Source organism: Actinoplanes sp. NPDC049681 (assembly GCF_044465265.1).
Lineage (GTDB): Bacteria > Actinomycetota > Actinomycetes > Mycobacteriales > Micromonosporaceae > Actinoplanes.
On the sequence record NZ_JBITLP010000001.1, the window covers coordinates 13,569 to 38,649 of the forward strand.

Genomic DNA, 25,081 nt, shown 5'->3' on the forward strand with positions numbered 1-25,081 from the left:
CTCACCGTTGTTTTGGCTGGTCAGGACCAACGCCGCGAGGAGGGGATACCGGTTTGGATGACGGGCACGGCATCACGTATGCTTTCCAAGCCTCAAGCGGGGCCGGTTGGGGCCCACACCGCAGGAATTGCGAATGTGCAATGATGGCGGAGTTGCCCTCATCGTCTAGTGGCCTAGGACGCCGCCCTTTCAAGGCGGTAGCACGGGTTCGAATCCCGTTGGGGGTACGGACCGACCTCGGTCAGAGCACGTGGTAAGAATGAGCAACATCAGCAAGGTCCTGTGGAGCAGTTGGAGTGCTCGCCGCCCTGTCAAGGCGGAGGTCGCGGGTTCAAGTCCCGTCAGGACCGCCAGTGCCCAGCCGCGCGGAGTTTCATGCGGCACGGCCAGGTAGCTCAGTTGGTACGAGCGTCCGACTGAAAATCGGAAGGTCGGCGGTTCGACCCCGCCCCTGGCCACCAGCGAAGATGAGCCCCGACCAGCGGAAACGCCAGTCGGGGCTCTCGCTTATTCCCCGCTCAGAGCCATGCGACCTCACGGATTGCTCACAGCGACTCTTCGAGCCGGTCGATGATGCGTCAGAGGCTTGGCCGCCTCCTCCGACCTGAGCGGCAGTCTGCGAGCGCATCAGGGGCGTGGACCCGGTCGGGTGACCTCCGGCGAGGAATACCCGAGGATCATCTGCACGATCTCCATCGGGACAACGCCGGCCAGCATGAGCGAGCGCGCGCCGCGCCGGGCGTCACGCGGCCGGCACGGCGGCAGGCCGCAGCGGCCACGTGCTGCTCGAACTGACTGTCACACGGCCTGGCCCGGAGCGGGATGCCGTCCGGACGGCAGAACACCAGGCCGTGATCCCGGTAGTCGATGCCGAAGAACTGACGTTCCACCTGTTGCGTGGCGCGGCACGGCGAGCGGCACCGCTCTCGTCCACTTTGAAGTACTCCACTCCATCACGCCAGCCTGATCAGCCGTTCGGCAAAGTCACCAAAGACTCGGGCCTCGCTTGCCGTTCTGCAGCAGCCCTAGGAACTTTCACCGCGCCGGCAGCGGCACGCGAACCGGATCGTGTTGACCATCGGAGACGAGCATCAGCTCGTGGAGATCCGGGAGCTGGTCGACCATCAGGACCATTAGGGGGAACGACCCGTCGGCCACCACCCTCTGATCGTCAGCCTCGGCGGGCACCGGGCCCTCATGGTCGGGCCGTGTCATGCCATCAATGGACCAGTACTGGCTGATGTGCCGGGCGTCGGATCTCGGGCGAGTTGAGCTGAGGGACAAGGCATGGCGGTGATCGAGCTGCTGCTGCCGGCGCCGGATCGCAGGTGCGACCGGTGGCGTCATCACCATCAGGTGATCAACCGGATCCTGTGGAAGGTCCGGACCGGCGCGCTGTGGCGGGAGCTTCCGAAAGCGACACATGATCCAGTCACCGTGTGCACCATTTATGTCTATTTGACGTATTCTGCGACCATGGCATACGTGGTAATGGCGGAGGACAACCCGCAACATCAGCGGGTCATCACCGAGATCCTTCATCGCCTTCACCACGAAACGGTCATGGTGCCCGATGGTCGAGCGGCATTGGCCGCTATCGCCGTGCGGCGACCGGACTTGGTGATCGCCGACGTCGACATGCCGCGGCTCGACGGGGTGCAGTTGTGCCGGGCGATCCGGCGTGATCCGGAGCTGGCCGGGCTTCCTGTGCTGCTGGTCACCGCCTATCTCCCGCCCAGCGACCCGGAGCTGGAGACGGCGGGCGCGACGATGCTCCTGCGTAAGCCGTTCGGTGTGCAGCAGTTGGCCGAGGCGGTGCAGCGCTGCCTCGATACCTGCCGTGCTGACCCTCAGGGCGCTGGTGCGGGTGCGTCGGCCGACGCACCGGCCGCGAGCGGTGAGGACTCTGCCGGGCTGCTCAGCAGCCCGGATCTTGTCAGCGCCTTGTTGCACAGCATCGACATCGGGATAGCCGTCTGCGACCGGCAGGGCCGGCTGGTGCTGCTCAACAACAAGCTGCGTACGTTCTTCGGCGAGGACAGTGCAGGCGTCGCGCTGGCCGACTGGCCGCACCATTTCGTCCTGCGCCACCACGATGGCACACCGTTGAGCGCCGAGGCCCTCCCGCTGGTACGCGCCCTGGCCGGTGAAACCGTCACCGGCGCCGACCTGCTGGCCTACGACCAGCACCAGCGGCCCCACTGGCTGCTGGTCAACGCTGAGCCCATCCACGACAGCGCCGGAGAGCCGATCGGCGCGGTCGCCGCGGTGCACGACGTGAGCACCGAACATCAGACCCAGCGCTACCAACGGTGCAAGAACGCGGTTCTCGAAGCCCTGACGACCGCCGCCGATGCGACCGGCGCCGCCACTGCCGCGCTGCACGCCATGGGCACCTGGCTGCAGTGGCCGTACGTGCGGTTGTGGCTGGCCGACCCGGTCAGCGACCGGCTGCTACCAGCGGCAACCTTCACCGCCCCCGGGGCCACGCCGCTGCCTATCCCGGCCAGCATCACCCGTGGTCACAGCCTCGCCGGCAGCTGCTGGCAGCGCGGTGAACCGATCTGGGTACCCGACGTCCACGCCCCCGACTCCCCGATACTGCCCGAGGTCGCCCGGGCGGCGCCCTACCAAGCCGCCGGGGCGATACCGGTCCGGAGCGGCGCCCAAGTCATCGGCGTCCTGACGTACTTCTCGCATGACCGGCAGGAGCCCGAACCCGCCCTGACCGTTCTGCTGACCGGCATCACCGGACATCTCGGCGCCCACCTGGAACGCCGCCGCGCCGAGGAGCTGGCACACCAACTGGCCGCCAGCATCGACGAGTATGTCGCGTTGGTCGGCCACGAGCTGCGCACCCCGCTGACATCCATCACCGCCTGCACCGACCTGATCTGCCAGGAACCTGACGACACGACGCTTGGCGACCTGCGCAACCTGCTCGACGTCGTCGTACGCAACAGCGCCGAACTGCTGACCCTGGTAGACCAACTCCTGGACCTGGTCGCACTGGAATCCGGCCACGCTCGACTCACCAGCGCCCCCGTCGACCTCGTCGCCATTGTCACCGACGCCGTCAGCGCCACCCGACCAGCCGGGGACGCCCGCCACATCACCCTCCGTACCGACCTGCCGGACCAGCTCACCGTGCCCGGCGACGACACCCGGTTGCGTCAGGTCCTGGACCACCTGCTCGACAACGCCATCAAGTACAGCCCCGACGGGGCAACCGTCAGTGTCACCCTCCACAGCCGCGACAACGCGGCAGTCCTCGCCATCACCAATCCGGGCGCACCCACCGACGAGCACGACCATCTGCTACGTCGGCTGTACCGCGGCAGCAACGCCCGACACCAAGGCATTCCCGGCTCCGGTCTCGGTCTCACCCTCAGCCGTGCCATCATCGACCGCCACCACGGCACCCTCACCGTCAAACCGAACCCACCCACCGGCACGAGCGTCACCATGCGCCTACCCCACATCGCCCATGCCGATCCCACACCGCACCAAAGACAGACCACGTAACAGGCGGGTCACCGCCCCGAGGCGCGCCCCCATTGGGGTCGAGGCGACACCAGCGAGCGGGGGCCGCCGGAACCCCGCCTGGCCGCGTCGACGCCGGCGCCTGGGATCCCGCGCGGCTGGCGCTGGAGCCGCTCGTCCGGGGCATAGGCGGCCTGCACGGCTTCACCTGAACCACGCGGCTGGCCGAGGAGGTGCGCCTGGGCCGCAAGCCGCGGGGTGACCACGGCCGCTCCGGCGGGAGGACCCGATCGGCCGGCCGTTACGGCTTCAGGTCGATCGATGCCCGGAACGAGCCGTCCATCTCGAACGGCACCGACAGGTGCTCGTGGGTCACCAGCCACCGGCCCTCCCGCTTGCACAACCCCAGCGTCGCCCGGAACCACAGACTGAAGCTCTCCGCCTGCCCCGCCGGCGTAGCCGTCAGGCAGTTGAGACTGGTGCAGTACGCGACATCCCCGCCCACCGTGATCGCCAGGTCCGTGACCTCCATGCTCATCGGCCCCTGGAACGTCCCCAGCCATGCCGTGACCCCCTCGGTCGTGCTGGCCGACTGGCGCAGCGGCGGCGCCAGCGAGTATTCGACGATGTCCGGGGCGTTGTCCTTCAGCATCGCCTCGGGGTCCTTGGCTGCCACGGCCGCGGCGCGGTTCAGGACGAGGCTGCGGATCTCTTCCATGGTTCCTCCTTGAGGAAGTGTTTGTCGTTCAGGATGTCGAAGCCGGGTTCGTGGTTTCGACGTGTCGGGGAAAGATGACCGGAAGCCGAGGAGGCGTCATGAAGTACCTGATCCTGATCCAGTCGAACGAGCGGTCCCTCGCCGTGTGGGAGACGCTCACCGATCAGCAGCGCACCGACTTCGGGGTCGGGCATCTGAAGCTGACCGAGGAGATGGCCGAGGCCGGGGTGCTCGTCGCGTCCGAGGGGCTCGCCGATCCCTCGCTCGCCAAGTGGGTTTCCGTGCGGGACGGGCGTACGGTCGCTTCCGACGGGCCGTTTGCCGAGGTCAAGGAGCATCTGGCCGGGTTCTATCTGATCGATTGCGCCGAGCAGGACGAGGCCGTCGGGTGGGCTGCCAAGGTGCCGGATGCCGCGTACACGCAGGTGGAGGTGCGGCCCGTGCTCGACATGAGCGGGTGGGAGTTCTGATCGAGGACCTGCTGCGCGAGTGCGCGCCGCAGGTGCTGGCCGCTGTGGTGCGGCGGTACGGGGACTTCGACGCTTGTGAGGACGCCGTGCAGGAGGCGCTGCTCGCCGCCGCCCAGCAGTGGCCGGTCGAGGGGGTGCCGGAGCGGCCGAAGAATTGGCTGATCACTGTTGCGGCGCGGCGGCGGGTCGAGGTCGTGCGGAGCGAGGTCGCGCGGCGGCGGCGGGAGGACGCCGTGCGGTACGAGCCGCCCGCCGCGCCGGTGTCGTCCGTCGACGACTCGCTGACGCTGCTGCTGTTGTGCTGCCATCCGGCGTTGACCGTCGCCTCGCAGGTCGCGCTGACGTTGCGGGCCGTCGGCGGGCTCACGACCGGGGAGATCGCCCGGGCGTTGCTGGTGCCCGAGGCCACCGTCGGGCAGCGGATCAGCCGGGCCAAGCAGCGGATCCGGGACGCCGGGGCCACGTTCCGCCTCCCGCCTCCGGAGGAGCGCGAAGCGCGGCTGGTCGCCGTACGGCAGGTGCTGTATCTGATTTTCAACGAGGGATACACCGCCAGCTCCGGGGCCCGGCTGCAGCGGGTCGAGCTGACCGCTGAGGCCGTACGGTTGACCCGGCAGTTGCGGGCCCGGCTTCCCGACGACGGTGAGACGGCCGGGTTGCTCGCGTTGATGCTTCTGACGGATGCGCGGCGGCCGGCGCGGAGCCGACCGGACGGTGCCCTCGTGCCGCTCGCCGAGCAGGACCGGTCGGTGTGGGACCACGCCGCGATCGCCGAGGGCGTCTCTCTGATCACGGAGACGCTGGCGCGGGCGCCGATCGGGCCGTACCAGATCCAGGCCGCCATCGCGGCGATCCACGACGAGGCCCCGCGGGCCGAGGACACCGACTGGCCGCAGATCCTGCGCCTGTACGAGATCCTCGAGGCCCTGGCACCGGGGCCGATGGTCACGCTGAACCGGCTCGTCGCCGTAGCCGAGGTGCACGGGCCCGGGACGGCGCTGGAGCAGCTCACCACCGTGGCCGGCGAGCCGGCGCTGCGCGCCCATCACCGGGTGGCAGCGGTGCGCGCCCACCTGCTGGAGAAGTCGGGCGATCGGGTCGCGGCGCGGGCCGCCTACCTGGAGGCGGCCCGCCGCACCCTGAGCGCACCCGAGCAACGCTATCTGACGGCCCGGGCGGCCGCGCTCGGTTGAGGCCGGGGTCGGACTTCCTGTCCTCCACGCCGGCCCGGCTCGCTGTTCTCCTGGTGACATGCACCTCTATCACAACTCACGGCTACCGGGCGGAAATCGTGTCGCGGCGGCCCCGGCCGATCTTCCAGACGTCTGAGCAGATGGCGATCGGGGGGTACGTCGTGGGGATTTCCGGGCAGCGGTGGACCGGCGCGCGCCGGCTGGGCATCAAGACCATGACCGGTGTGCTCGCCGCGGGCCTGGTGGTGGGCTTCGGCGCACCTCGGATCGCCTCCGCGGAAACCCCCGCCGCCCCCGCTCCCGCCGTGGTGCAGGGCGCGGCGCCGCGGATCCAGTCGTTCGAGGCCACCCGGGTCATGCCCCTGGGTGACTCGATCACCCGCGGCACCGGTTCCCCGACCGTGAGCTCCTACCGAATGGCCCTCGCCGAGCGCCTGCTCAAGGGCGGGATGCAGATCAACTACGTGGGGTCGCAGAACAACGGCACCGGCTCGGACACCAGTCACGAGGGCCACGGCGGCTGGACCATCGACGAGCTCTCCGCCGAGCTGGACGGCTGGCTCGCGGCGTACCGCCCGGACGTCGTGCTGGTGCACGCCGGCACGAACAACATCACCCAGGGCGACAGCCCGTCCGCCACGGCCCGCAAGCTGTCGGCGATGATCGACCAGATCCGCACGGCGCGGCCGGAGGCGTACATCTTCGTCGCGAAGATCATCACGTCGCGGGTGCCGGTGGAGGCCGCCCGGGACCGCGTCTACAACCGGCTGATCCCCCAGCTCGTCGCGAAGAAGAACGACGCCCGGATCACGGTGGTCGACCAGTCCTCGGTCGCCGGCATCGACCTGCACGACCTGCACCACCCGAACGACTTCGGCTACTCGAAGATGGCGTGGAACTGGTACCAGGCCATGTCTCGGGTGTTCGGCACCTCGGGCGACACCGGCCTCAACCCGTACCTGATGCGGAACACCGTCCGCTGCCTGGCTACCAAGGTCACCGTCAACGGTGCGCCGCACCACCGCACGGAGTGCCGCGCCTGGACGCTGCGCACCGCGACGGTCAAGGTCGACGGCGTCAACCGCCAGGTTCGCGTCTGGCAGACGCTTCGGGAGTACAAGGAGAACGGCCGCATCGTCCGGCGCTGGACCGGCGCCGGAAACCTGCTGAACGTCTAACCGTCCGACACCATTTCGAGGACGCCGGACACCTCGAGAACCCGCAGGACGATCCCGCGCGCGTTGACGACGGACAGCTTCACGCCGGCAGCGCGCGCGGCGACGTACCCGTCGATCAGCGCTCCCAGGGCCTCGCTGTCCAGGAACTCGACCTGGTCGAAGTCGACGACGATCCCCCCGGAGCCGTCCTGCTCGATCGCCGCCACCAGCACGGAGCGCAGCTCGTCCCGGGCGTTGATGTCGAAGTCCCCGGACAGGCGGACGACACCGGCGTTCCGGGTGATCCGATGGTAGGCGTTGGTCATCGACGTGATCATAGGTCAGCCGGGTACGGGAAACTCCGCCCAGACGTGCTTGGTGTTGCCCTCCACGTACCAGCCCATCTCCAGCGAGAACTTCTGGGCCAGCTGCAGTCCCAGCCCGCCCTGGCCGAGCGGCCGGCCCTCGGCGTACTCGGGCACCGAATCCGGCGAGTGGTCGGCGACGTCGAGGTAGAACCGGTCGCCGGCCCGCCCGAGACGCACGATCGTCGGCGGCAGGCCGTGCCGCAACGCGTTGGTGGCCAGTTCGGTCGCGACCAGGACGACCTTCTCGGGCACCTCGTCCAGGGCGGCGCCCTCCGCCAGCACCTCGCCGGTGAGGGCGCGGTGCAGGTTCGCCCTCAAGATCTTCAGCTGCCGAGGACTGTCCAGCACCCAGTGCTGCAGCTCGGTCATGCTCGGCGGACTCTGCGCGCTGATGTTGGCCATGCAGGGTTAATGCCCGCCGCGTACGCCGATCATGTACGCGCGCCGGACGGTTTGACCTTTCTTGCAGGGACCTAGCGCAACCGGCATGTCTTCCGTACCTCTATCCGGGAACCAAGTTCGCGGGAGGAACGACGTTGAAATTCACCAACGCCGAGGAGCAGGCCGCCTGGAAGCTCGCCGAGGCGCTCAGTGAGAAGGGGATGGGGTGCATGCGGGAGGCGGAGCAGGCCGCCGAGAACTTCCGCCTCGGCAAGATGCAGATGCGGCGCAACTTCAAGGCCCGGGGGCTGTCCGAGGTGGACGCCGACATCCGCTGGTCGGGGATGACGCAGGCCAAGAAGGCGCTAGCCGACAACGGCTGGTACATGTCGCAGGCGACCATGTACAACGAGGCGGCCGCCGCCCAGTACGCGAAGGCGCTCTACCTCAAGAATTGCGAAGACCTCTAGCGCCACCCAGGTCCGCGGCACGGCCGGCCGCGTAACCGTGGCGACGGCCGGTCCCCGCCAGCCGGCGGGGGCCGAGGCGGGTCAGCTTCGGGTACGTCTCGTCGCGCCGGCGCTCGACCAGCTCGGTGCGGTCCACGAGGACGAGCTCCGCACCCGGGGCCGCGGCGGCCGCTTCCTGCTCCGCGGCGGTGAGGCGGGCCCGGATGGCCTCGGTGAAGCCGGCCAGCCAGGACCGGCGGAACGCGGCCGGATGGTCGTAGCTGGGCACCGCGGCCGCGGCCAGGCCGTGCGCCGCCTGGATCAGCAGCGAGGTGAAGAGCAGCTCCACGCGTTCCAGGTCGGCGCCGTGCCCGAAGAGATGCACCCGGGCGGTGCCGCGCCGGTCGAGGTGCACGACCTTGCAGCGCAGCGCGATGGCGACGGCGCCGAGCAACGAGGCCTTGTCGCGGGAGTACGGCGGCTCGACGGTCAGCACGCGATCACCGACCGGGTCCAGGGCGGGATCGGCGCCGGCGAGCAACGCCTGGTCGATGCCGTACTTGGCGATGAGCTCGGCGGCCTTCGCCATGAACGCCTCGGCCTCGGGCGGCGTGCAGGCGGGGTCCTCGGCCTTGGCGAGCAGCTTACGAACGCGGGCGAGCAGCGGATCTTCCGTCATGCTGAGCCGCCAAGGGCACGCCCTCCTGGCCCTGCTTCGCCGCGGTGCGGTCGGTCATGCCGCCCGATGCCGCAGGGTGGCGATCGTCGAACCGGCGAGGGCGAGCAGGCAGTCGGGAAGCTGGCCGTCGGCGATGGCGGCGCCGAAGAGCGCCTCGCCGGTCGGGATGTCACCGTTCACGTACGCGCTCACGAACCGGGCCACCCAGCGCTTGTCGTAGCGCGCGTCGTCGATCCCGGGGAAGTCGAGGGTCCACGCGCCGCCGGTCGGTACGTTCCGTCCCACCATGGTCGCGGCGAGGCACCACGCCACGTCGTACGCCCCCACGACACCCGACCGGTCCACGACCGCGTCGAACGTGCCGACCACAGCGTCGCTGTCGCCGCTGAGCGCGCAGTGGAGCACCTGCGCCGCGTCGTCCAGTGCGTGCTGTGGTACGTCGGTCACGTCAAGAAAGGTACGCGGATTCGTCAACCGACGCCGCTCAAGCGCCCCGCAGGAGGCACGTGAGCCGCGCGGTGCAGACCCGGTCGCCGTCTTCGTCGGTGATGACGACCTCGTAGGTGACCGCCGTGCGGCCGCGGTGCACCGGGGTCGCGACACCGGTGACGACTCCCGACCGGACGGCCTTGTGGTGGGTGGCGTTGATGTCCACCCCGACGGCGAACGGACGGTCGACGGTCGCGCCGTGCATCACCGCACCCACCGAACCGAGGGTTTCCGCGAGCACGCACGAGGCGCCGCCGTGCAGCAGGCCGTACGGCTGGGTGTTGCCCTCCACGGGCATCGTGGCGACCACGCGTTCCGGGGTCGCCTCGGTGATCTCGATGCCCATCCGCTCGCCGAGGGCGCCCGCGCCCCCGCTGCCGAGGAGGGCCTGCATGCCGTCCGCCGCTGTACTCACGTCGGGCAACGTTACCGGGGGGTTGACCGGGGTCCTACGTTGAACGGATCACGTCCGCAGCTCAGCGAGGAGACAACCATGAGCGAGCCCCAGGAGATCGTGGAGACCCGCGGGGACGACCGCGTCGACCTGCTCGCCTCCGACACCAACGGCGACGGAAGGCCGGACGTCTGGGTCTCGGACACCGACGGTGACGGCAAGGCCGACCTGTTCCAGTTCGACACCGACAACGACGGCAAGGTCGACATCACGATGGTCGACCTGGACCAGGACGGCACCCCGGACACCATCGTCGACGGCGACGGAGGGCTGCCGCCGGCCGTCTGACGCCCGCGGGTCAGCCGCCGCCGAGCGCGCTGATCGCCGCCCAGAGCACCGCGACGGCGAGGGCCGTGGAGAAGGCCGCCGAGGCGGTACGCCGCCACGGCCCCTTGCCGTCGGGCACGACCGCCTCCGGGTGCCCGAGCCGGGTGAGGGTGCGGCGCTGCCGGCGTACCTCGTGACACCAGCGGCTCAGGTCCGGCGTACCGCGGCTGATCTCGACCGCCAGCCGGGCCTGCGCGCGTTGCAGCCGGCGTACCGCTGCCCGGGCGCGGAATCCCGCCCGGACCCGGGCGTGCCAGCGGGCGCTGGCCCGGCGCGACCCGAATTTCAGTGCTTCGAGCTCGGCCGGCGTGACCAGCTCCGGGTCGTCGAGCGTCGCGAGCTGCGCGGTGTAGTAGTCGGCCTCGCGGTCGTGCGCCGCCCGCACGAGCAGCCAGATCAGCAGCAGCGGCGGTAGCCCCTTGAGGACGAGGACGGCCAGCAGCGCGACGGCGCCGTTGCCGAGCCCGTCGCGCAGCAACGGTGAGTTCCACAGCACGTGGGACGCCCAGGCGCCCAGGACGGCGAGCATGGCGACGCCGAGCCGGGTGCGCAGCGTACGGTCACCGCGCACGACCAGATATCCGATCCCGGCCCCGGCGAGCGCGCCGAACAGGGTGTGGCTCCACACCCCGGACAGGAACCCGCGGAGCAGGAACGTGGTGATGACCGGCTCGACGTGGTCGCCGCGTCCGGCCAGCGCGACGGCGCCCATCGCGTACACGATGTCCTCGACGATCTGGAAGCCCAGGCCGACCATCGCGCCGTAGACGACGCCGTCGAGCACGCTGTTGACCTGCTCGCGGGCGATCAGCACGACGGCGACCACGCCGAGCGTCTTGGCGACCTCCTCGACGGTCGGGCCGGCTAGCGCGGCGCCCCAGTCGGCGGCCAGGTGCGGCGATCCGAGCTTGGCGATGATGTCGTCGAGTGCCGCGCTGCCGGGGATGGAGACGGTCGTGGCCACCAGGCCGCCCCAGGCGAACGCCAGGACCATCAGGGCGGGCGGTTCCCGCTCGAGGAAGTCGAGCTCCGAGACCACGAACCAGAACGGCACGGCCAGCACGGCGAAAAGGGTGGTCGCCGTGACCAGCGCCCAGGGGTACGCAGCGGCGAACTGCGCCGTGATCGTCGTCATCCGCCAGGCGCCGGCGAGGAGCACGGCGAGCACGATCCAGAACGCGGGGCGGCGCACCAGCCCGAGGTCGGGGTCGGGGCCCGGTTGTACGGGCGCGGACCGGGCGCTGCGCAACCGGGGCTCCGCCGTCATCCGGTCCGCTCCGGCGCGTACCGGAGGGTTCTGGTGCTGGCGTCGATGGCCGGCAGGGTGCGGCCCAGGTCCAGGTCGTCGCCGCTGACCGTGACCTCGATGGTGTGGCCGTCGGCGACGAAGACCGCGTACCGCCCGCCGCGACCGGGGGCGCTGTAGCCGCCCTGGACACCGGCCAGGCCGCCGGCCGTCGCGACGGTCAGCTCGGTGCCGGTGACCTGGTAGCCGGACGTGCCGGTGATGCGCTGGCGCAGCCGCAGGACGGCCGTCTGCAGGGTGCCGTCGAAGGGCTGGACGGTGACGAGGTAGCGAACGGGCCCGAGCCGGAACAGCACGGTTCCCGCGTCCTCGGCGGGCCTGGTCTCCGTGACGTCGATCCGCGCGCCGGGCGGCGGCACGACGGTCACCCCACCACCGATTTCGTACGGGCGGTCCATGCGTACCGCGCGATCGGCGGGCAGCATCCGGTTGATCGCCGGCAGCCCGAAGGCGAGGCCACCGAGGGCCGCGACGAGGGCGATCGCACCCAGGAGATTCGTTCGCTGACTCCCGGTAACCCTCCCCATCCCCATACGCTAACGGTCCGCGCCGACGGGCTTCGGATGGAGAGTGTTTTGTCCGTTTACTCGGAACGTTCGCGGAAATGTCCCGGCGGCACGACGGCGGTGAGCCACACGCCGTTGGCGCTGAGGTGGAAGACGTGCCCGGACGCGGTCATGGCGGCGGCATCCACCTCGAGAACCGCGACGTCCGCGGACCGGCGGCGACCGACGCGCAGGGCCGTGAGCACGTCCGGCGAGAGATGGACATGGTGACGGCTCCGCGGCCGGAGGCCCTCGCGCATGATCGAGGGCAGGTTGGCGCGCGGGGTGCCGTGATACAGGGTCGCGGGCGGATCCGCCGGCGGCAGGTCGAGGTCGACGTTCACGCGCCGGGAATGCCCCTGGCTGGCGCGGATGCGGTCCACCCCGTCGGCGCCGGTGGCGACCGCGAAACGGGACTTGTCGTTACCGGCGACGACGACGTCGAGCTCGGCCCGGGTGATCTCGAGGGCGGCGAGCAGGTCGGTGACGGGGACCCAGCCGGCGGGGTCCAGGGCCAGGCCGGCGACCTCGGGCCGGTGCCGCAGCACGAGCGACATGCGCCTGCTGAGGCGTACCTGATCCCGGGTCAGCTCGCTCACGGATGCAACTCCATGACCGCAAGGTAGTAAGGCCGGTCCTGGGTGTCGACGGATTTCAGACGCCACGGGGTGCCCTCGAGCAGCTTCTCCAGCTCGTCCACCGAGCAGTTCAGGTAGTCGAACCACTCCGTCGCCAGCAGGCGATACCGCAGGCGCAGGCGCAGCTGGCCGCCGAGCCGGCCTCGCTCGCGATTGCGCCGGTGATAGGCCACGTGCACCGGGTCCGTCGTCCCGTACGGGTCCGAGCCCTGCGCCACGATTCGCGCGCCCGGCCGGGCCAGGGCCGCGAGCGCCGCGAGGAATCCCGGGGCGCGCTCCGGCCCTTCGAGCAGGCCGAGGTTGTTGCCGAGCAGCAGGAACGTGTCGTAGCGGGTGGTCGTACGGGCGTAATCGTCGACGGTGGCGATGACGGTGTCCCGCAGCCCCCGCTCGCGTGCGATTTGGACTGCGCCGGGTGAGATGTCCAGCCCGGTCACGGCCATGCCCCGGCGCTGCAGCTCGAGCGCCGTACGCCCGGCCCCGCACCCGACGTCGAGCACGGCACCCCGGCAGAGTCGCAGAGCGCGTACGTCGTGCGGCTGCCATTCGGCGGGCTCGGCGAGGTAGTGGTCGGCGGGAGCGCCGTTGATCAGGCCGTCGTCGCGCTCGATGATCTCGATGACCGGACGCGGCACCCGGCCGCCCGCCAGGGGGCGCGGGCCGATTCCGGTCCGCACGGCGTACGCGTCCCGGATCAACTCGCCGAACACGTCGCCGATGGGTGGCTGATCCATTGTCACTACTCTTGAGGACATGCCGACGCTCGAGCAACTCGGTGCCGAGAAATACGTCCTGCTGACGACGTTCCGGAAGGACGGGCGCGCCGTGCCGACCCCGCTGTGGGTCGTGCCCGACGGTGCGGGCCTGGCGTTCTGGACGCCGAAGGGCACGGGCAAGCTGAAGCGCATCCGCAACAGCGGCCGGGTCACGGTCGCGGCCTGCGATGTCCGCGGCAACGTGAAGGGCGAGGCGATCGAGGCGACCGCGCGCATCGGTGCCGAGGCCGATCGGGTACGGGTCGGAGAGCTGCTCAAACGCAAGTACGGCCTGATCGGCCGCCTCTCGCTCATCGGCAGCCGGATCCGCCGGGGTGAGCACGGCACGACGACGATCCTGGTGTCCTGAGAGACGAAAAAGGGGCGATCGCCTTCCCCGGCGCTCGCCCCTTCATTCGATCTTTCGGTCGACTGCGGTTCGTTCAGTCGCCCTGCCGCTGCGTGGGAATCTGTCCCTGCAGCAGGGCGCGAACCTCCGACTCCCGGTAGCGACGGTGCCCGCCCAGGGTGCGAATTGCGCTGAGCTTGCCCGCCTTGGCCCACCGGGTGACGGTCTTCGGGTCGACACGGAACATCGACGCCACCTCGGCCGGTGTTAGTAGCGGCTCAGGATCGTGCGTACGCGATGCCATCGGTCACTCCTCCACAGGTACCTAAAGACAACGGCCGGGGTCCCGCCGGCCGGTGCGTCTCTCATGGTCCGGCTAGTCCCCGATGTCCGACATGGGCCGAACGGCCGAACGTCCCTAGATAGACGGTTGAAGCATGCCCGATTTATCCCGGTTTTATACGCCAGAAAGTGTCTTGTTTGGACCGAAAATCACGCTTCGGCAGTCGCTGATTACGAAGAGTATTCGCCTTGGAAGCGGTTCCCGAGGTGCCGATCCGTGCCCGTTCGTCCTATTTTCGCTGGTCAACAGCGTCACCAGTGTCGATCAATTGCAGCGCTCGAGCAACTGCACCGCCCGCCAGCGCGCGACGAGCTTCTCGTACGCCTCCGTGGCCGCGTCGGCGTCACCCCGGGAGAGTGCCGTCAGGCCGGCCGCCACCAGTCCGGGTGAATCGTCACCCTGCAGGGCGTCGTCCGGAAGAAGACCGGTGAGGCCGCCGTAGTCCAGCTCGACGATCGAGCGCGGGTGGAACTCCTCCAGCCAGCGCGTGCCCTCCTCGACCGCCTCGGTGATCGGGGCGTCCCCCAGCGACTTGCGCAGCACCGAGACGCCGCGGTGCGCCCGGCGGCGAGCTTTGGAGATCTCCGTGCGGTAGCGCAAAGTACGCCGCTCGCCGGTGAGGTCGATCTCCCGCTCGTCCAGATCCACGAAGACGAACCAGCGCAGTGGCACACCCCAGGTGGCGATCTGCTCGTGCACCCGGGGCACGCCGCGCTCCAGCACCTTGGCGCCGCTGCGCCAGTCCTCCACGATCGCCTTGGCCTGCCCGGCGAGCACCGGCGGCACGAACGCGTCGGCGAGCACGCTCGGCACCCCGTCCCGGGCGTTCAGCGCCGCCTCGGCGACGCGCAGCCGCAGGTTCCACGGGCAGACGAGCAGGGTGTCGCCCCACTCCAGGACGTAGGCCTCGTCGGGCAGGTCGGGCAGCCGGGTCCAGCCCGCACCGAGCGCCTCGAGCACGGCGGTGCGCTGCCGGACCGGCCCCTCGGCGGGGCCCAGGGCCCGCCCCTCCCGGGCATAACGGCGCCAGAAAACCTGACGGTCCCGGTCGAAGGCGGTCAGCGGCTCGTAAACGCGCAGGTACGACGCGAACAGTGACGGCACGGCGCGATCCTTTCACGAAACCGCGGTCGATTGCCCCTCCGCGCGCAGCCAATCGGGTGGCTCGGGGCACGCCTGTCGTGGGCGCGGCTCGTCGTGAGCCGTCATGAAGCGACCCCGGAGGGCCTAAGCTCGCTCATGTCCGGCACACCCCGCCGGAGCAGGCAGCGCGCCCCACAAGGGCGTACACCGCACACACTCAGGAGAGAGCAGTCATGGGCGTGTTCGTAAGCAGCGACGGCACCGACGCCGCCGGGCACGAGCAGGTCGTCTTCTGCCAGGACCGGCACACCGGTCTGAAGGCGATCATCGGTATCTACTCCACGGCCCTCGGGCCCGCGCTGGGCGGCACCCGGTTCTACCCGTACGAGAGCGAGGAGGCGGCCGTCACCGACGTGCTGAACCTTTCGCGCGGCATGGCGTACAAGAACGCCCTGGCCGGCCTCGACCTCGGCGGCGGCAAGGCAGTGATCTGGGGCGACCCGGTGCAGGACAAGTCGGAGGGGCTGCTGCGGGCGTACGGACGCTTCGTGGAGTCGCTCCGCGGCCGTTACTACACCGCCTGTGACGTCGGCACGTACGTGCCGGACATGGACGTCATCGCGCGCGAGACCCGCTACGTGACCGGCCGCAGCGTCCAGCACGGCGGCGCCGGTGACTCCTCGGTGCTGACCGCCTGGGGTGTCTTCCAGGGCATGCGCGCGGCCGCCGAGCACACCTGGGGCAGCCCGACGCTGGCCGGGCGCCGGGTCGGCATTGCGGGCCTCGGCAAGGTCGGCAAGTACCTCGCGGGTCACCTGATCGAGGACGGCGCTGCCGTGGTCGCCACTGACGTCAGCCCTGCCGCGCTCGAGTGGGCCCGCACGACGTACCCGCAGATCGATCTCGTCGCGGACACCCAGACCCTGATCACCAGCGACATCGACGTGTACGCCCCGTGCGCGCTGGGCGGTGCCCTCGACGACGACACGGTGCCGGCGCTGCGCGCCAAGATCGTGACCGGCGGGGCGAACAACCAGCTCGCCCACCCCGGCATCGAGAAGCTGCTCGAGGAGCGCGGCATCCTCTACACGCCGGACTACGTGGTGAACGCCGGCGGCGTCATCCAGGTGGCCGACGAGATCGAGGGCTTCAACTTCGAGCGCGCCAAGCTCCGTGCCACCAAGATCTTCGACACCACGAGCCAGATCCTGCGTCTCGCCGACGACGAGGGCGTGCCGCCGGCGGTGGCCGCCGACCGTCTCGCCGAGCGCCGGATGGCCGAAGTCGGACGGCTCCGCAGCATCTACCTGGGTTGAGGCTTTTGTACACCGTCGTGCGTCGCGTCCCCGACGAGTCGCGACGCGCGACGGTGGTACACGTAACCCGAGGTGCCGAAGGCGGCATCGTCCATGTACCGTAAGACCCACGAGAGATGCCTGACGTCATCGGGGCCCGCCTTCGGGCTGCCCCGAATTCTGTGCGAGGGGGTCGAGCCATGGGGCGCGGCCGTGCTAAGGCCAAGCAGACAAAGGTGGCCCGGGAGTTGAAGTACCACTCCCCGAACACCGACCTCACCGCCTTGCAGCGCGAACTGGCGGGTGCTGGTAAGTCCGACCATCACTTCGACGACGACGACGACAACTTCGTCGACGACGAGGATGACGACGATCTGGACGACGAGCCCGACCGTTGGTCGCCTTCGAGGCGCTGACCCGTATTGCACAGAGCACGCGGCTTCCCGCGTGCTTCCGTGTGTCGCGGTCGTTCCGGCAGTTCATGATGCCCACGCAGCGTGATCGCGCGGGCATCATGTTCTGCTCGTAGTCCTTCACCCCTCCACCGCGCCGACGGCGTGGCCCTCCGGATGCCCTTCGCAGGCCCCGGGTGCCTTTCGCGAGCGCGGGTGTCCCCCGTGGTCGCGGCGCCCTATCGCGGGCCCGGTGCTCTCTTGGGTGCGGGCCGCGCTTCGTAGGACGCTGGAACGCGAGGCCGGGATGGCCCTGGCTGGTGCGGGCCGCGCTTCGTGGATGCTGGCGCCACTTTGTGGGTGCGGGCCGCCATCGCGGGCGCCTGGGTGCGGGCCGCCATCGCGGGCGCGTGGGTGCGGCCGCCATCGCGGGCGCCTGGATGCCGGCCGCCATCGCGGGCGCCTGGATGCCGGCCGCCATCGCGGGCACCGGTCGGGGCCTGAGCTGCCATGGCATGCCCTGACGACCCTTGCTCCTCTGCGGCGCAGCTGGTCATCCCGGGCGGCATCACGGTGGTGATTCGGCCGCCGACAGCGCCTTCAGGCATGTCCGGCCTCGGCCGCACGATGGCGCCTCCGATCCCGGGCGCGGGTGGCGGCTCTCGCATGTCCAGATTCGGTCAGCGACGGCGCCCGCCCCCGGCCGCCGTCGCCGCCGGGCCCGCTCAGCGGGGCCGGTTGTTCCAGTTGTAGAACGTCGGGATGTTCTCGAAGTGGTTCCAGGCGCAGACCGCCGACCCTTCCCCGGCCGCCGTCTCCTCGCGCTGCCGCCGCGCCTCGTCCGCCTCCTGGATGAGGGCGGCCAGACCCGTACGGGTGTCGCGCACCCGCGCCGTCACGGGATCCGTCTCCACGCGGTCAGACGGCCGTGGGCTCGTGATCTCGGGCATGGTCCAGCACTCCCTCCAGTAGGCGAATCTTGCTGTTGCGGCAGTGGTCCGTGATCGTGACATCGAACCGGCCGCGCTCGAAATAGCGGTTGGCCGCGTGGGCGCCCCCGCAGAAACCGAAATAGGGGCACTGGGCCCGGCACGCCTCCACACCGTTCAGGAACTCGCGGATCCACGGCGTCCCCGTCGCCGCGGCGAGGATCTCCGCGAGCGGGGTGGCGAGCACGTTACCGCTGCTGAAGTCGCCGTACCGGGCGTCGGAGAAGCCGGCGAGCTCGGGCGAGAGCAGGACCACGCTGCCGTCGTGCGCCACGGTCGGGATCGGATCGAGGCGCCGGGGCAGCACGTCGTCCGCCGTACCGTCGAGGACCGCCGCCGTGTAGCGCAGCGACCATTCGATTTCGCGCAGGTGGATCCGCGGATCGCGCCGCCAGGCGCCGACCAGCTCGGCCCAGAAGGCGGTCACGTCCTCCTCCGGGTGCCGGTTCGCGCGGACGTTCACGCCCTCCAGCTCCTCGACGTTGATCCCCAGCACGTCGCAGCCGAGGTCGAGGAAGTAGTCGTACAGCTCGGTGGCCAGCCCCGGCAGCGGCCGGCCGACCACGCACAGGGCGGAGAACGGGATCTCGTGCCGCTTGAGCGCCTCGATGCCGCGCACGATCCGCGTGTACGCCGGCTTGTCACCCGCGGTGACCCGATCGCCGTTACGCGCTTCGGGGCCGTCGACGCTCACGCTGACGCGGATGCCGCGCTCGGCGAAGAACTCGCACCATGCGTCGTCGATCAGCGTCGCGTTCGTCTGAATGTGGTGCTCGACGCCTTCGGCGAAGGGCCGCATCAGGTCGGCCAGGTGGGCCCGTCCCGCTGCGAGCGGCTCACCCCCGTGCCAGACGACCGAGAATCTTCCCGTACGGGCCCAGGCGTTCACAGAAGCAGCGACGGCGCCGGCGACCTCGACGGGCATCTTCCGGTCCGCACGCCGCAACGGAAGGTAGCAGTAGGAGCAGTCGAGGTTGCAGAGCGTGGTGGGCTGCATGACCACGTAGGTGGGTACCGTGGCGATGCCGCGCATACCGCTCCAGCGATCTCCCACCGCCACCTCCCCGTCCGCGTCGTCGTCGGCTCAGGCCAGGCTAAGAACCGACGTCCACCCGAGTGTGCCTCGCTGCTCCCATCTATGACCAAAAGATCCGCGTGTGCCATCCCATCGACACACGCGGATCATTTCATACGAAGCGCGAGAAAGCGCCGAAGTCGTAAGCCCGCAAGATCCCGGCCGGCGGATCAACCGCGGGTGTACTGGCCCATCATCTGCACCTGGCCGCTGCCCTCGATGACCTCGCCCACCTGCCACGCCTCCACGCCGCGGCCGGTCAGGTAGGCCATCGCGCGGTCGGCGTCGTCGGCGGACACGATCGCGAACATGCCGACGCCCATGTTGAACGTGGCTTCCATCTCGGTGTCCTCGATGCGGCCCTTCGCCTGGATCAGGTCGAAGATCGACTGAGGGCGCCAGGACGAGCGGTCGACCACCGCGTCGACGTGCTCCGGGAGGATGCGGACCAGGTTGCCCGGGATGCCGCCGCCCGTGACGTGGCAGAAGGCGCGTACCTCGGTCTCCTCGATCAGCCCGAGGCAGTCCTTGGCGTAGATCTTGGTGGGCGTGAGCAGCTCCTCGCCCAGGGTGCGCTGCTTGCCGAAGTCCTCCACGACGGTGTCGAGCCGCATGCGGCCCGCACCGAGGAGGACGTGGCGGACCAGCGAATAGCCGTTCGAGTGCAGGCCGGACGAGCGCATCGCGATGACCGCGTCGCCGATCTCCACGCGGTGCGCGCCGAGGATCTCGCTCTCCTCCACCACACCGACACCGGTCGCCGACACGTCGTACTCGTCGGGGCGCAGCACGCCGGGGTGCTCCGCCGTCTCGCCGCCGAGGAGCGCGCAGCCCGCGTACCGGCAGCCGTCCGCGATGCCGGCGCCGATCTCGGCGACCTTGTCCGGCACCACCTCGCCGCAGGCGATGTAGTCGAGCAGGAACAGCGGCTCCGCACCGCAGGCGACCAGGTCGTCCACCACCATGGCGACGAGGTCGATGCCGATCGTGTCGTGGATGTCGAGCTGCTGCGCGATCACCAGCTTGGTGCCCACGCCGTCCGTCGACGAGGCGAGGATCGGGCTCTTGTACTTCTGGGTGTTCAGCTTGAAGAGGCCGGCGAAGCCACCGAGATCACCCATCACCTCGGGGCGCGTGGTCTTCTTGACCTTGCTCTTGAGCAGCTCGACCGCGCGCTCGCCGGCGTGGATGGAGACGCCGGCGTCGGCGTACGTCACGGTGCGCTTCCGAACGCTGCGGCCGGCCCCGGCCGACCACGGCTGGCGGTCGGCACCCTCGGCGCCGTTGGATCCGGCACTGTTGCGCTCGGACACGTGCGTCACGGTTCTCCCCTTTGGTGGTGGTGCTGCTCGGCTGTGCCGCTTGCTTCGACGTCGGAAGGTACTCGGTGGTTCCGCAGGTTACGGGCGGTGCAGGGCGTCCGTGCCGCCTGGGCTGCCGACCAGCGGCTGTGACCGCTCGCGTTCGCCCTCGGCGTACTGCTCATCCTCGTACTCCTGCTCGAGTTCGGCCACCGCTGCGGTGGCCGCCTCCGGCGAGGCGTCGGGCATCGATGCCCGCTTGCCGACGCTCTCGAGCAGGTGCTTGCCGATCAGGTGACCGGCCGGCAGCTCGATCGGGTACTGCCCATCGAAGCAGGCCATGCAGAGCCGTGTCTTCGGCTGCTCGGTCGCCTGGACCAGGCCGTCCAGCGAAACGTACCCCAGGGAGTCGGCACCGATCGAGCGGCGGATGCCGTCGATCTCCAGGCCGTTGGCGATCAGCTCGGCCCGGGTCGCGAAGTCGATGCCGTAGAAACACGGCCACTTGACCGGCGGCGAGGAGATGCGGACGTGCACCTCGAGCGCGCCGGCCTCGCGCAGCATGCGGATCTGCGCGCGCTGGGTGTTGCCGCGCACGATCGAGTCGTCGATGACCACGATGCGCTTGCCGCGGACCACCTCCCGCAGCGGGTTCAGCTTCAGCCGGATGCCCAGCTGCCGGATCGTCTGCGAGGGCTGGATGAAGGTGCGGCCCACGTACGCGTTCTTCATGAAGCCCGCGCTGTACGGAATGCCGGACTCTTCCGCATATCCGATGGCCGCCGGGATGCCGGACTCCGGAACGCCGATCACCAGGTCCGCCTCGACCGGATGCTCCTTGGCCAGGCGGCGGCCGACCTCGACGCGGGCGGCGTAGATGTTGCGGCCGGCGATCGTGGTGTCGGGGCGCGCAAGGTACACGTACTCGAAAAGACAGCCCTTAGGCTCCGGCACCGCGAACCGCGTCGAACGCAGGCCGTGCTCGTCGATCGCGAGGATCTCGCCCGGCTCCACCTCACGGACGAAGCTCGCGCCGACGATGTCCAGGGCCGCGGTCTCACTGGCCACGGCCCAGCCGCGCTCCATGCGGCCGAGCACCAGCGGGCGCACCCCCTGGGCGTCGCGGGCCGCGTACAGGGTGCCCTCGTCCATGAAGACGAAGCTGAACGCGCCCCGCAGGCGCGGGAGCACCTCCATGGCCGCGGCCTCGACGGACAGATCCGGGCGGCTGGCGAGCAGGGTCGTCACCAGGGCGGTGTCGGAGGTGGCGGCGTCGGCCTCGAGGCCGCGCTCGGCGACTTCCCGGGCGAGCTCGGCGGTGTTGACGAGGTTGCCGTTGTGCGCCAGCGCGATCGTCGTGCCCGCCGTGGTGGCGCGGATCGTGGGCTGGGCGTTCTCCCAGTTGGAACCACCGGTGGTGGAGTAACGGGTGTGACCGATGGCGAGATGGCCGCGCAGGCTGGCCAGCGTCGGCTCGTCGAAGACCTGGGAGACCAGGCCGAGATCCTTGTAGACGACGACACCGGAGCCGTCACTCACGGCGATGCCGGCCGCCTCCTGGCCGCGGTGCTGCAGGGCGAAGAGGCCGAAGTAGGTAAGTTTGGCGACCTCTTCCTCGGGGGCCCAGACGCCGAAGACGCCGCAGGCATCCTGGGGTCCGCGGTCCTGGGGGTCGAGATCGTCGGTCAACAGGCCGTCGCCTCGGGGCACTCGCTTGCTCCCTCATGCTGATCTGCTCGGACTTGCAGGCTGCTCGGACTTGCAGGTCTGTACCGACCGACCAGTGTACGCGAGGAAGCGGATCTTCAGCTCGGGTGCACAGGGAGGTACGGAGCGAGATCGGTGCGTATCCCGCTGGCCCTTACGCGCCCGGAATTGACCGCATCGGCCCAGTTCAAGCGGCCCGTTGCGACGAGGAGCCAGGTCATCGGATCGGTCTCGACCACATTGGGCGGTGTGCCGCGGGTGTGCCGGGGGCCGGCGACACACTGAATCGCACCGAAAGGTGGAATACGGACCTCCACCGATCGGCCCGGAGCGGTACGGGCGAGCTCGGCCAGCAGCGCTCGCACAGCGTCACGGAGCACGGAACGGTCCGGTTCGTCACCCGCGTCCAGCGCGTCCAACGCCACGCCGACCGACTCGGATTTATTGTGCGCAGAAGACACGTCGGGACAATACGACCCGGCAAATGAACAGAACTCGGCGGCCCTGACTCGCGCAGACGTCATCCGACAGGGCATAGTGGCCGACGGTGTGTACTCGTCGCGGAATCCAGGGGGTAACTCCAAGGCACCCCGGGGACCGCGCGACCGGAAGGCGGTGGACGTGACAACGCACCTACGAGCCCGGGCTGTCCAGGCCGGTGCGTTCCTGGCGGTGATCGGTGGCGTCCTCGCCGCCGTCCCCTCGGCGGCTCTGGCGGCGGAACCACAGGTTTCGATCACCAGCCTGTCCTCGGGAGACCTTCCCTCCGGGGGCAAGACCACGCTGAAGTACACCATCACGAACCGGAATGTGCCCGCCCCGAACGCCGAGACCGGCGTCACGGTGGTCATCAAGGCCGACGGGATGAGCTGCAGCAACTGCAACTTCGACGACACCATCCCGGCCGGGCAGAGCAAGCCGTTCGAGGCCGTGCTGACCGCCGGCACCGTCGACGCGGGACAGACCAAGACCATCCAGGTCCAGATCACGGCGAAGATCGGGGACGAGACCGGCAACGCCGCCCGCAACATCACGGTGCGCGGTCCGGACAAGCCCCAGGCCGTACGCCAGGTCAGCGGCAAGGTGAAGGACCAGGACGGCAAGGCCGTACCCGGTGCGTCGGTGGCCCTGCGCGACAGCGCGGGGCGCACGTTCAACGCCACCTCGGGCAACGACGGCGGCTACTCGTTCCGGTCGACCGACGGCGCGCCCATCGCGGTGGGCTCGCTGCTCGTCATCGCCGGCAAGCAGGGCTACAAGGGTGACCCGGTCACCGCGCAGGGCGGCGCCGACAAGTCCATCAACGTCCCGCTGACGATCAAGGCCCTCGCGGCCACCACGTCACCCACCCCGTCGACCTCGGTCAGCCCGAGCGCCACGCCGAGCGAGGAAGCGGCGGACGACACGTCGCAGGCCCCGGCCGACGAGCAGAGCGCGGCCGCCGCACCGGCGGCCACCAAGACGTCGGGCGAGGACGAGGGCTCCGGCTCCCTGCTGTTCATCATCCTCGGCGGCCTCCTGGTCGCCGCCGGCATCGGCGCGATCGTGCTGGTCATGATGCGCCGCAAGAGCAACCCGGACGACTTCGAGGACGCGGACGCCAAGGGCGCCGTCGTGCCGCCGGCCGCCGGCGCCTACGCCGGAGCGGACCAGACGCGCCTCGCGGGAACGCCGGTCGCCGCCCGCACCAACGACGCGACGATGATCGCGCCACGGTCCGGCGCACCGTCCATCGGGGACGCTCCGACGATGATCCAGCGCGCGCCGCTGGCGGAGCCGGTCGACGAGTTCCCGGACCCGTACGGTGCGCCTCTGCCGCAGAACGGCACGTACAACGCACCTGCGGCCTGGCCCGCTGCCGGCGCTGCCGCGGGAGCGGCGGGCGCATACGGCACGGCGACCCAGTTCGGTGGCGCGCCGGTGGTGCCGGCCCAGAGCGCCGGCTACGACGACGCCAACGGCTACGGGGCGTACGACGACCGCGGCGGCTACGAAGAGCAAGCGGCACCGCAGCGCTACGACGAGCCTACCGGCATGTACCACCCGGACCAGGAAGCCTTCGACGATCGCGCCGGGTACGCCGACCAGGGCGGCTACGACGACGGTTACGGCGGCGCCTACCCGGCGGGCGGCTATGGCCAGGAGCAGGGCGACCAGGGCTACGGCGGCTGGGACGGTCCCGGCGGCGGCATCGACAGCGGCAACGCGTACGGCCCGCAGGGCGCCGGGAACGGCTACGGCGGCGGCACGTACGGCGGCGCGCAGGGCGGCGGCGCGTACGGCGCTGCGCAGGGCGACGCCTACGGTGGCACGGCCGGCGGCGGTGGTGCGTACGGTGGCGGCCAGGGCGGCGGGACGTACGGCGGCGGTGCGCCGGCCGGCACGTATGGCGCTCCGGCCGGTGGCGGCTACGGCGGCGAGCAGGACGGCTACGCGGACCAGGGCGGCTACGACCAGCGTGGCGGCTACGGCGGCGGTGACCAGCGCGGTGGCACGTACGGCGGCGGCGGTGCGTACGGCGGTCCGCAGGGCGGTGCCACCTACGGCGGCGCTCCGGGCGGCCCGAGCGGTCCCCCGCGGGGTCCGCAGGGCGGGGGTGCGCCGGGTGGCGGCACCTACGGCGGCGGCGTGCGGGGCGGCGCCGGGCCGGGTGGCCCGCAGGGCGGTGGCCCGCAGGGCGGTGGCCCGCAGGGCGGTGGCCCGCAGGGCGGTGGCCCGCAGGGCGGTGGCCCGCAGGGCGGCGGTACCTACGGCGGCGGGCCGGCCGGTGGCGGCTACGGCGGCGAGCAGGACGGCTATGACCAGCGCGGCGGTACCTACGGCGGCGCGCCACGGCAACAGCCGGAGGGTTCGCATCCGGGTCAGCGCCGGTCGCTGGACTGGATGGACGACTGAAGTACCTGTGAGAAGAGCCGGCCCGCTGGGCCGGCTCTTCTTTTTGTCCCGTTGTCGCGCTCGGGGCGCCGCGAGCCCCGTGGCAGCGTCGGAAGGGGCGTCGGGGCTCGGAAGCCGCGTCCCGGCGCCCGACGCCCCCGTCTCAGGGTCGGAAACCGCGTCCCGGCGCGTGGAAGCCACTTCGGTGTGTGAAGCCGCGTCTTGCCAACCGGGGAGCCGTTTCGGTGTGAGAAGCCGCGT

At 70.4% G+C, this 25,081-nt stretch carries 28 protein-coding genes and 3 tRNA genes; 13 read left to right on the forward strand and 18 right to left on the reverse strand.

Going from position 1 to position 25,081, the window contains the following annotated elements; genetic code table 11:
- Positions 1–154: 154 nt before the first annotated feature.
- From ACIBO8_RS00070 to ACIBO8_RS00080, 3 genes are all read left to right on the forward strand, one after another.
- Positions 155–227: transfer RNA gene (locus ACIBO8_RS00070), tRNA-Glu, on the forward strand.
- A gap of 49 nt (positions 228–276) precedes the next feature.
- Positions 277–353 (forward strand) — tRNA-Asp (locus ACIBO8_RS00075).
- 31 nt (positions 354–384) lie between these two features.
- Positions 385–461, forward strand: a tRNA-Phe gene (locus tag ACIBO8_RS00080).
- Positions 462–1,035: 574 nt separating this feature from the next.
- Here ACIBO8_RS00080 and ACIBO8_RS00085 read toward each other — a convergent pair.
- Complete coding sequence (locus ACIBO8_RS00085) at positions 1,036–1,215, reverse strand: hypothetical protein (RefSeq protein ID WP_396112882.1); 180 nt, start codon at positions 1,213–1,215, stop codon at positions 1,036–1,038.
- A gap of 72 nt (positions 1,216–1,287) precedes the next feature.
- On the opposite strand from ACIBO8_RS00085, the gene ACIBO8_RS00090 reads away from it, so the two are divergent.
- Positions 1,288–3,525 carry an ATP-binding protein gene (locus ACIBO8_RS00090; protein WP_396112883.1) on the forward strand — a complete coding sequence of 746 codons (2,238 nt, stop codon included), beginning with the start codon at positions 1,288–1,290 and terminating at the stop codon, positions 3,523–3,525.
- A gap of 259 nt (positions 3,526–3,784) precedes the next feature.
- Here the strand turns inward: ACIBO8_RS00090 and ACIBO8_RS00095 are convergent, their stop codons facing one another.
- A complete protein-coding gene (locus ACIBO8_RS00095) occupies positions 3,785–4,201 on the reverse strand; it encodes a YybH family protein (protein WP_396112884.1) in 417 nt (138 codons plus the stop codon).
- Positions 4,202–4,299: 98 nt separating this feature from the next.
- Between ACIBO8_RS00095 and ACIBO8_RS00100 the strand changes: the two genes are divergently transcribed.
- The 3 genes from ACIBO8_RS00100 to ACIBO8_RS00110 all read left to right on the forward strand — a co-directional run bounded on the left by ACIBO8_RS00100 (position 4,300) and on the right by ACIBO8_RS00110 (position 7,042).
- On the forward strand, positions 4,300–4,671 hold the full coding sequence (locus ACIBO8_RS00100; RefSeq protein WP_396112885.1) for a YciI family protein: 372 nt from the start codon (positions 4,300–4,302) through the stop codon (positions 4,669–4,671).
- Positions 4,659–5,864, forward strand: a complete 1,206-nt coding sequence (locus ACIBO8_RS00105; RefSeq protein ID WP_396112886.1) for an RNA polymerase sigma factor — start codon at positions 4,659–4,661, stop codon at positions 5,862–5,864. Before ACIBO8_RS00100 ends, ACIBO8_RS00105 begins: the two co-directional genes overlap by 13 nt.
- 140 nt (positions 5,865–6,004) lie before the next feature.
- A complete protein-coding gene (locus ACIBO8_RS00110) occupies positions 6,005–7,042 on the forward strand; it encodes an SGNH/GDSL hydrolase family protein (protein ID WP_396112887.1) in 1,038 nt (345 codons plus the stop codon).
- Here ACIBO8_RS00110 and ACIBO8_RS00115 read toward each other — a convergent pair.
- The gene (locus ACIBO8_RS00115; RefSeq protein ID WP_396112888.1) at positions 7,039–7,347 is read right to left on the reverse strand and encodes an anti-sigma factor antagonist; all 309 of its coding nucleotides are present in this window, start codon (positions 7,345–7,347) and stop codon (positions 7,039–7,041) included. The genes ACIBO8_RS00110 and ACIBO8_RS00115 overlap by 4 nt on opposite strands.
- A gap of 15 nt (positions 7,348–7,362) precedes the next feature.
- On the reverse strand, positions 7,363–7,791 hold the full coding sequence (locus ACIBO8_RS00120; protein WP_396112889.1) for an ATP-binding protein: 429 nt from the start codon (positions 7,789–7,791) through the stop codon (positions 7,363–7,365).
- Between the two features lie 134 nt (positions 7,792–7,925).
- Between ACIBO8_RS00120 and ACIBO8_RS00125 the strand changes: the two genes are divergently transcribed.
- Positions 7,926–8,240 (forward strand): hypothetical protein, encoded by a 315-nt coding sequence (locus ACIBO8_RS00125; protein WP_396112890.1) that lies wholly within the window; start codon positions 7,926–7,928, stop codon positions 8,238–8,240.
- On the opposite strand, the gene ACIBO8_RS00130 is transcribed toward ACIBO8_RS00125, so the two are convergent.
- From ACIBO8_RS00130 to ACIBO8_RS00140, 3 genes are read right to left on the reverse strand one after another with little or no spacing between them, the layout of a single operon-like run.
- The gene (locus tag ACIBO8_RS00130) at positions 8,218–8,898 is read right to left on the reverse strand and encodes a DUF2786 domain-containing protein (RefSeq protein ID WP_396112891.1); all 681 of its coding nucleotides are present in this window, start codon (positions 8,896–8,898) and stop codon (positions 8,218–8,220) included. The two genes, ACIBO8_RS00125 and ACIBO8_RS00130, sit on opposite strands and share 23 nt — an antisense overlap.
- A gap of 54 nt (positions 8,899–8,952) precedes the next feature.
- A complete protein-coding gene (locus tag ACIBO8_RS00135) occupies positions 8,953–9,345 on the reverse strand; it encodes a hypothetical protein (RefSeq protein WP_396112892.1) in 393 nt (130 codons plus the stop codon).
- A 37-nt stretch (positions 9,346–9,382) separates the two neighbouring features.
- Complete coding sequence (locus ACIBO8_RS00140; RefSeq protein ID WP_396113836.1) at positions 9,383–9,781, reverse strand: hotdog fold thioesterase; 399 nt, start codon at positions 9,779–9,781, stop codon at positions 9,383–9,385.
- A gap of 99 nt (positions 9,782–9,880) precedes the next feature.
- Here ACIBO8_RS00140 and ACIBO8_RS00145 point away from each other — a divergent pair, with 99 nt between their 5' ends.
- Positions 9,881–10,129, forward strand: a complete 249-nt coding sequence (locus ACIBO8_RS00145; protein ID WP_396112893.1) for a hypothetical protein — start codon at positions 9,881–9,883, stop codon at positions 10,127–10,129.
- Positions 10,130–10,139: 10 nt separating this feature from the next.
- Here the strand turns inward: ACIBO8_RS00145 and ACIBO8_RS00150 are convergent, their stop codons facing one another.
- The 4 genes from ACIBO8_RS00150 to ACIBO8_RS00165 are packed head-to-tail and all read right to left on the reverse strand — an operon-like array spanning position 10,140 to position 13,391.
- On the reverse strand, positions 10,140–11,435 hold the full coding sequence (locus ACIBO8_RS00150; protein ID WP_396112894.1) for a PrsW family intramembrane metalloprotease: 1,296 nt from the start codon (positions 11,433–11,435) through the stop codon (positions 10,140–10,142).
- Positions 11,432–12,001, reverse strand: a complete 570-nt coding sequence (locus tag ACIBO8_RS00155; protein WP_396112895.1) for a hypothetical protein — start codon at positions 11,999–12,001, stop codon at positions 11,432–11,434. The genes ACIBO8_RS00150 and ACIBO8_RS00155 overlap by 4 nt, the downstream gene beginning before the upstream one ends.
- A 56-nt stretch (positions 12,002–12,057) precedes the next feature.
- Positions 12,058–12,618: an RNA 2'-phosphotransferase gene (locus ACIBO8_RS00160; RefSeq protein WP_396112896.1), complete on the reverse strand. Its 561-nt coding sequence runs from the start codon at positions 12,616–12,618 to the stop codon at positions 12,058–12,060.
- On the reverse strand, positions 12,615–13,391 hold the full coding sequence (locus ACIBO8_RS00165) for a class I SAM-dependent methyltransferase (RefSeq protein ID WP_396112897.1): 777 nt from the start codon (positions 13,389–13,391) through the stop codon (positions 12,615–12,617). Before ACIBO8_RS00165 ends, ACIBO8_RS00160 begins: the two co-directional genes overlap by 4 nt.
- Before the next feature lie 19 nt (positions 13,392–13,410).
- Here ACIBO8_RS00165 and ACIBO8_RS00170 point away from each other — a divergent pair, with 19 nt between their 5' ends.
- The gene (locus ACIBO8_RS00170) at positions 13,411–13,782 is read left to right on the forward strand and encodes a PPOX class F420-dependent oxidoreductase (RefSeq protein WP_396112898.1); all 372 of its coding nucleotides are present in this window, start codon (positions 13,411–13,413) and stop codon (positions 13,780–13,782) included.
- A 73-nt stretch (positions 13,783–13,855) separates the two neighbouring features.
- Here the strand turns inward: ACIBO8_RS00170 and ACIBO8_RS00175 are convergent, their stop codons facing one another.
- On the reverse strand, positions 13,856–14,065 hold the full coding sequence (locus ACIBO8_RS00175) for a BldC family transcriptional regulator (protein ID WP_014687221.1): 210 nt from the start codon (positions 14,063–14,065) through the stop codon (positions 13,856–13,858).
- Between the two features lie 303 nt (positions 14,066–14,368).
- On the reverse strand, positions 14,369–15,208 hold the full coding sequence (locus tag ACIBO8_RS00180; protein WP_396112899.1) for a hypothetical protein: 840 nt from the start codon (positions 15,206–15,208) through the stop codon (positions 14,369–14,371).
- A 212-nt stretch (positions 15,209–15,420) separates the two neighbouring features.
- Between ACIBO8_RS00180 and ACIBO8_RS00185 the strand changes: the two genes are divergently transcribed.
- Both ACIBO8_RS00185 and ACIBO8_RS00190 read left to right on the forward strand, forming a co-directional pair.
- The gene (locus ACIBO8_RS00185; RefSeq protein ID WP_396112900.1) at positions 15,421–16,503 is read left to right on the forward strand and encodes a Glu/Leu/Phe/Val dehydrogenase; all 1,083 of its coding nucleotides are present in this window, start codon (positions 15,421–15,423) and stop codon (positions 16,501–16,503) included.
- A 179-nt stretch (positions 16,504–16,682) separates the two neighbouring features.
- Positions 16,683–16,898, forward strand: a complete 216-nt coding sequence (locus ACIBO8_RS00190; protein ID WP_396112901.1) for a DUF3073 domain-containing protein — start codon at positions 16,683–16,685, stop codon at positions 16,896–16,898.
- 701 nt (positions 16,899–17,599) lie between these two features.
- Here ACIBO8_RS00190 and amcA read toward each other — a convergent pair.
- The 5 genes from amcA to ACIBO8_RS00215 all read right to left on the reverse strand — a co-directional run bounded on the left by amcA (position 17,600) and on the right by ACIBO8_RS00215 (position 22,407).
- Complete coding sequence (amcA, locus tag ACIBO8_RS00195) at positions 17,600–17,824, reverse strand: multiple cyclophane-containing RiPP AmcA (protein ID WP_396112902.1); 225 nt, start codon at positions 17,822–17,824, stop codon at positions 17,600–17,602.
- Positions 17,793–18,896 carry a cyclophane-forming radical SAM peptide maturase AmcB gene (gene amcB, locus ACIBO8_RS00200; RefSeq protein WP_396113837.1) on the reverse strand — a complete coding sequence of 368 codons (1,104 nt, stop codon included), beginning with the start codon at positions 18,894–18,896 and terminating at the stop codon, positions 17,793–17,795. The genes amcA and amcB overlap by 32 nt, the downstream gene beginning before the upstream one ends.
- 212 nt (positions 18,897–19,108) lie before the next feature.
- Entirely contained in the window at positions 19,109–20,260 is a 1,152-nt protein-coding gene (gene purM, locus ACIBO8_RS00205) for a phosphoribosylformylglycinamidine cyclo-ligase (protein ID WP_396112903.1), read from the reverse strand.
- Positions 20,261–20,338: 78 nt separating this feature from the next.
- A complete protein-coding gene (purF, locus tag ACIBO8_RS00210; RefSeq protein ID WP_396112904.1) occupies positions 20,339–21,949 on the reverse strand; it encodes an amidophosphoribosyltransferase in 1,611 nt (536 codons plus the stop codon).
- A 95-nt stretch (positions 21,950–22,044) separates the two neighbouring features.
- The gene (locus ACIBO8_RS00215) at positions 22,045–22,407 is read right to left on the reverse strand and encodes a sterol carrier family protein (RefSeq protein WP_396112905.1); all 363 of its coding nucleotides are present in this window, start codon (positions 22,405–22,407) and stop codon (positions 22,045–22,047) included.
- A gap of 160 nt (positions 22,408–22,567) precedes the next feature.
- Between ACIBO8_RS00215 and ACIBO8_RS00220 the strand changes: the two genes are divergently transcribed.
- A complete protein-coding gene (locus ACIBO8_RS00220) occupies positions 22,568–24,841 on the forward strand; it encodes a carboxypeptidase-like regulatory domain-containing protein (protein WP_396112906.1) in 2,274 nt (757 codons plus the stop codon).
- The last annotated feature ends 240 nt before the right edge of the window (positions 24,842–25,081 follow it).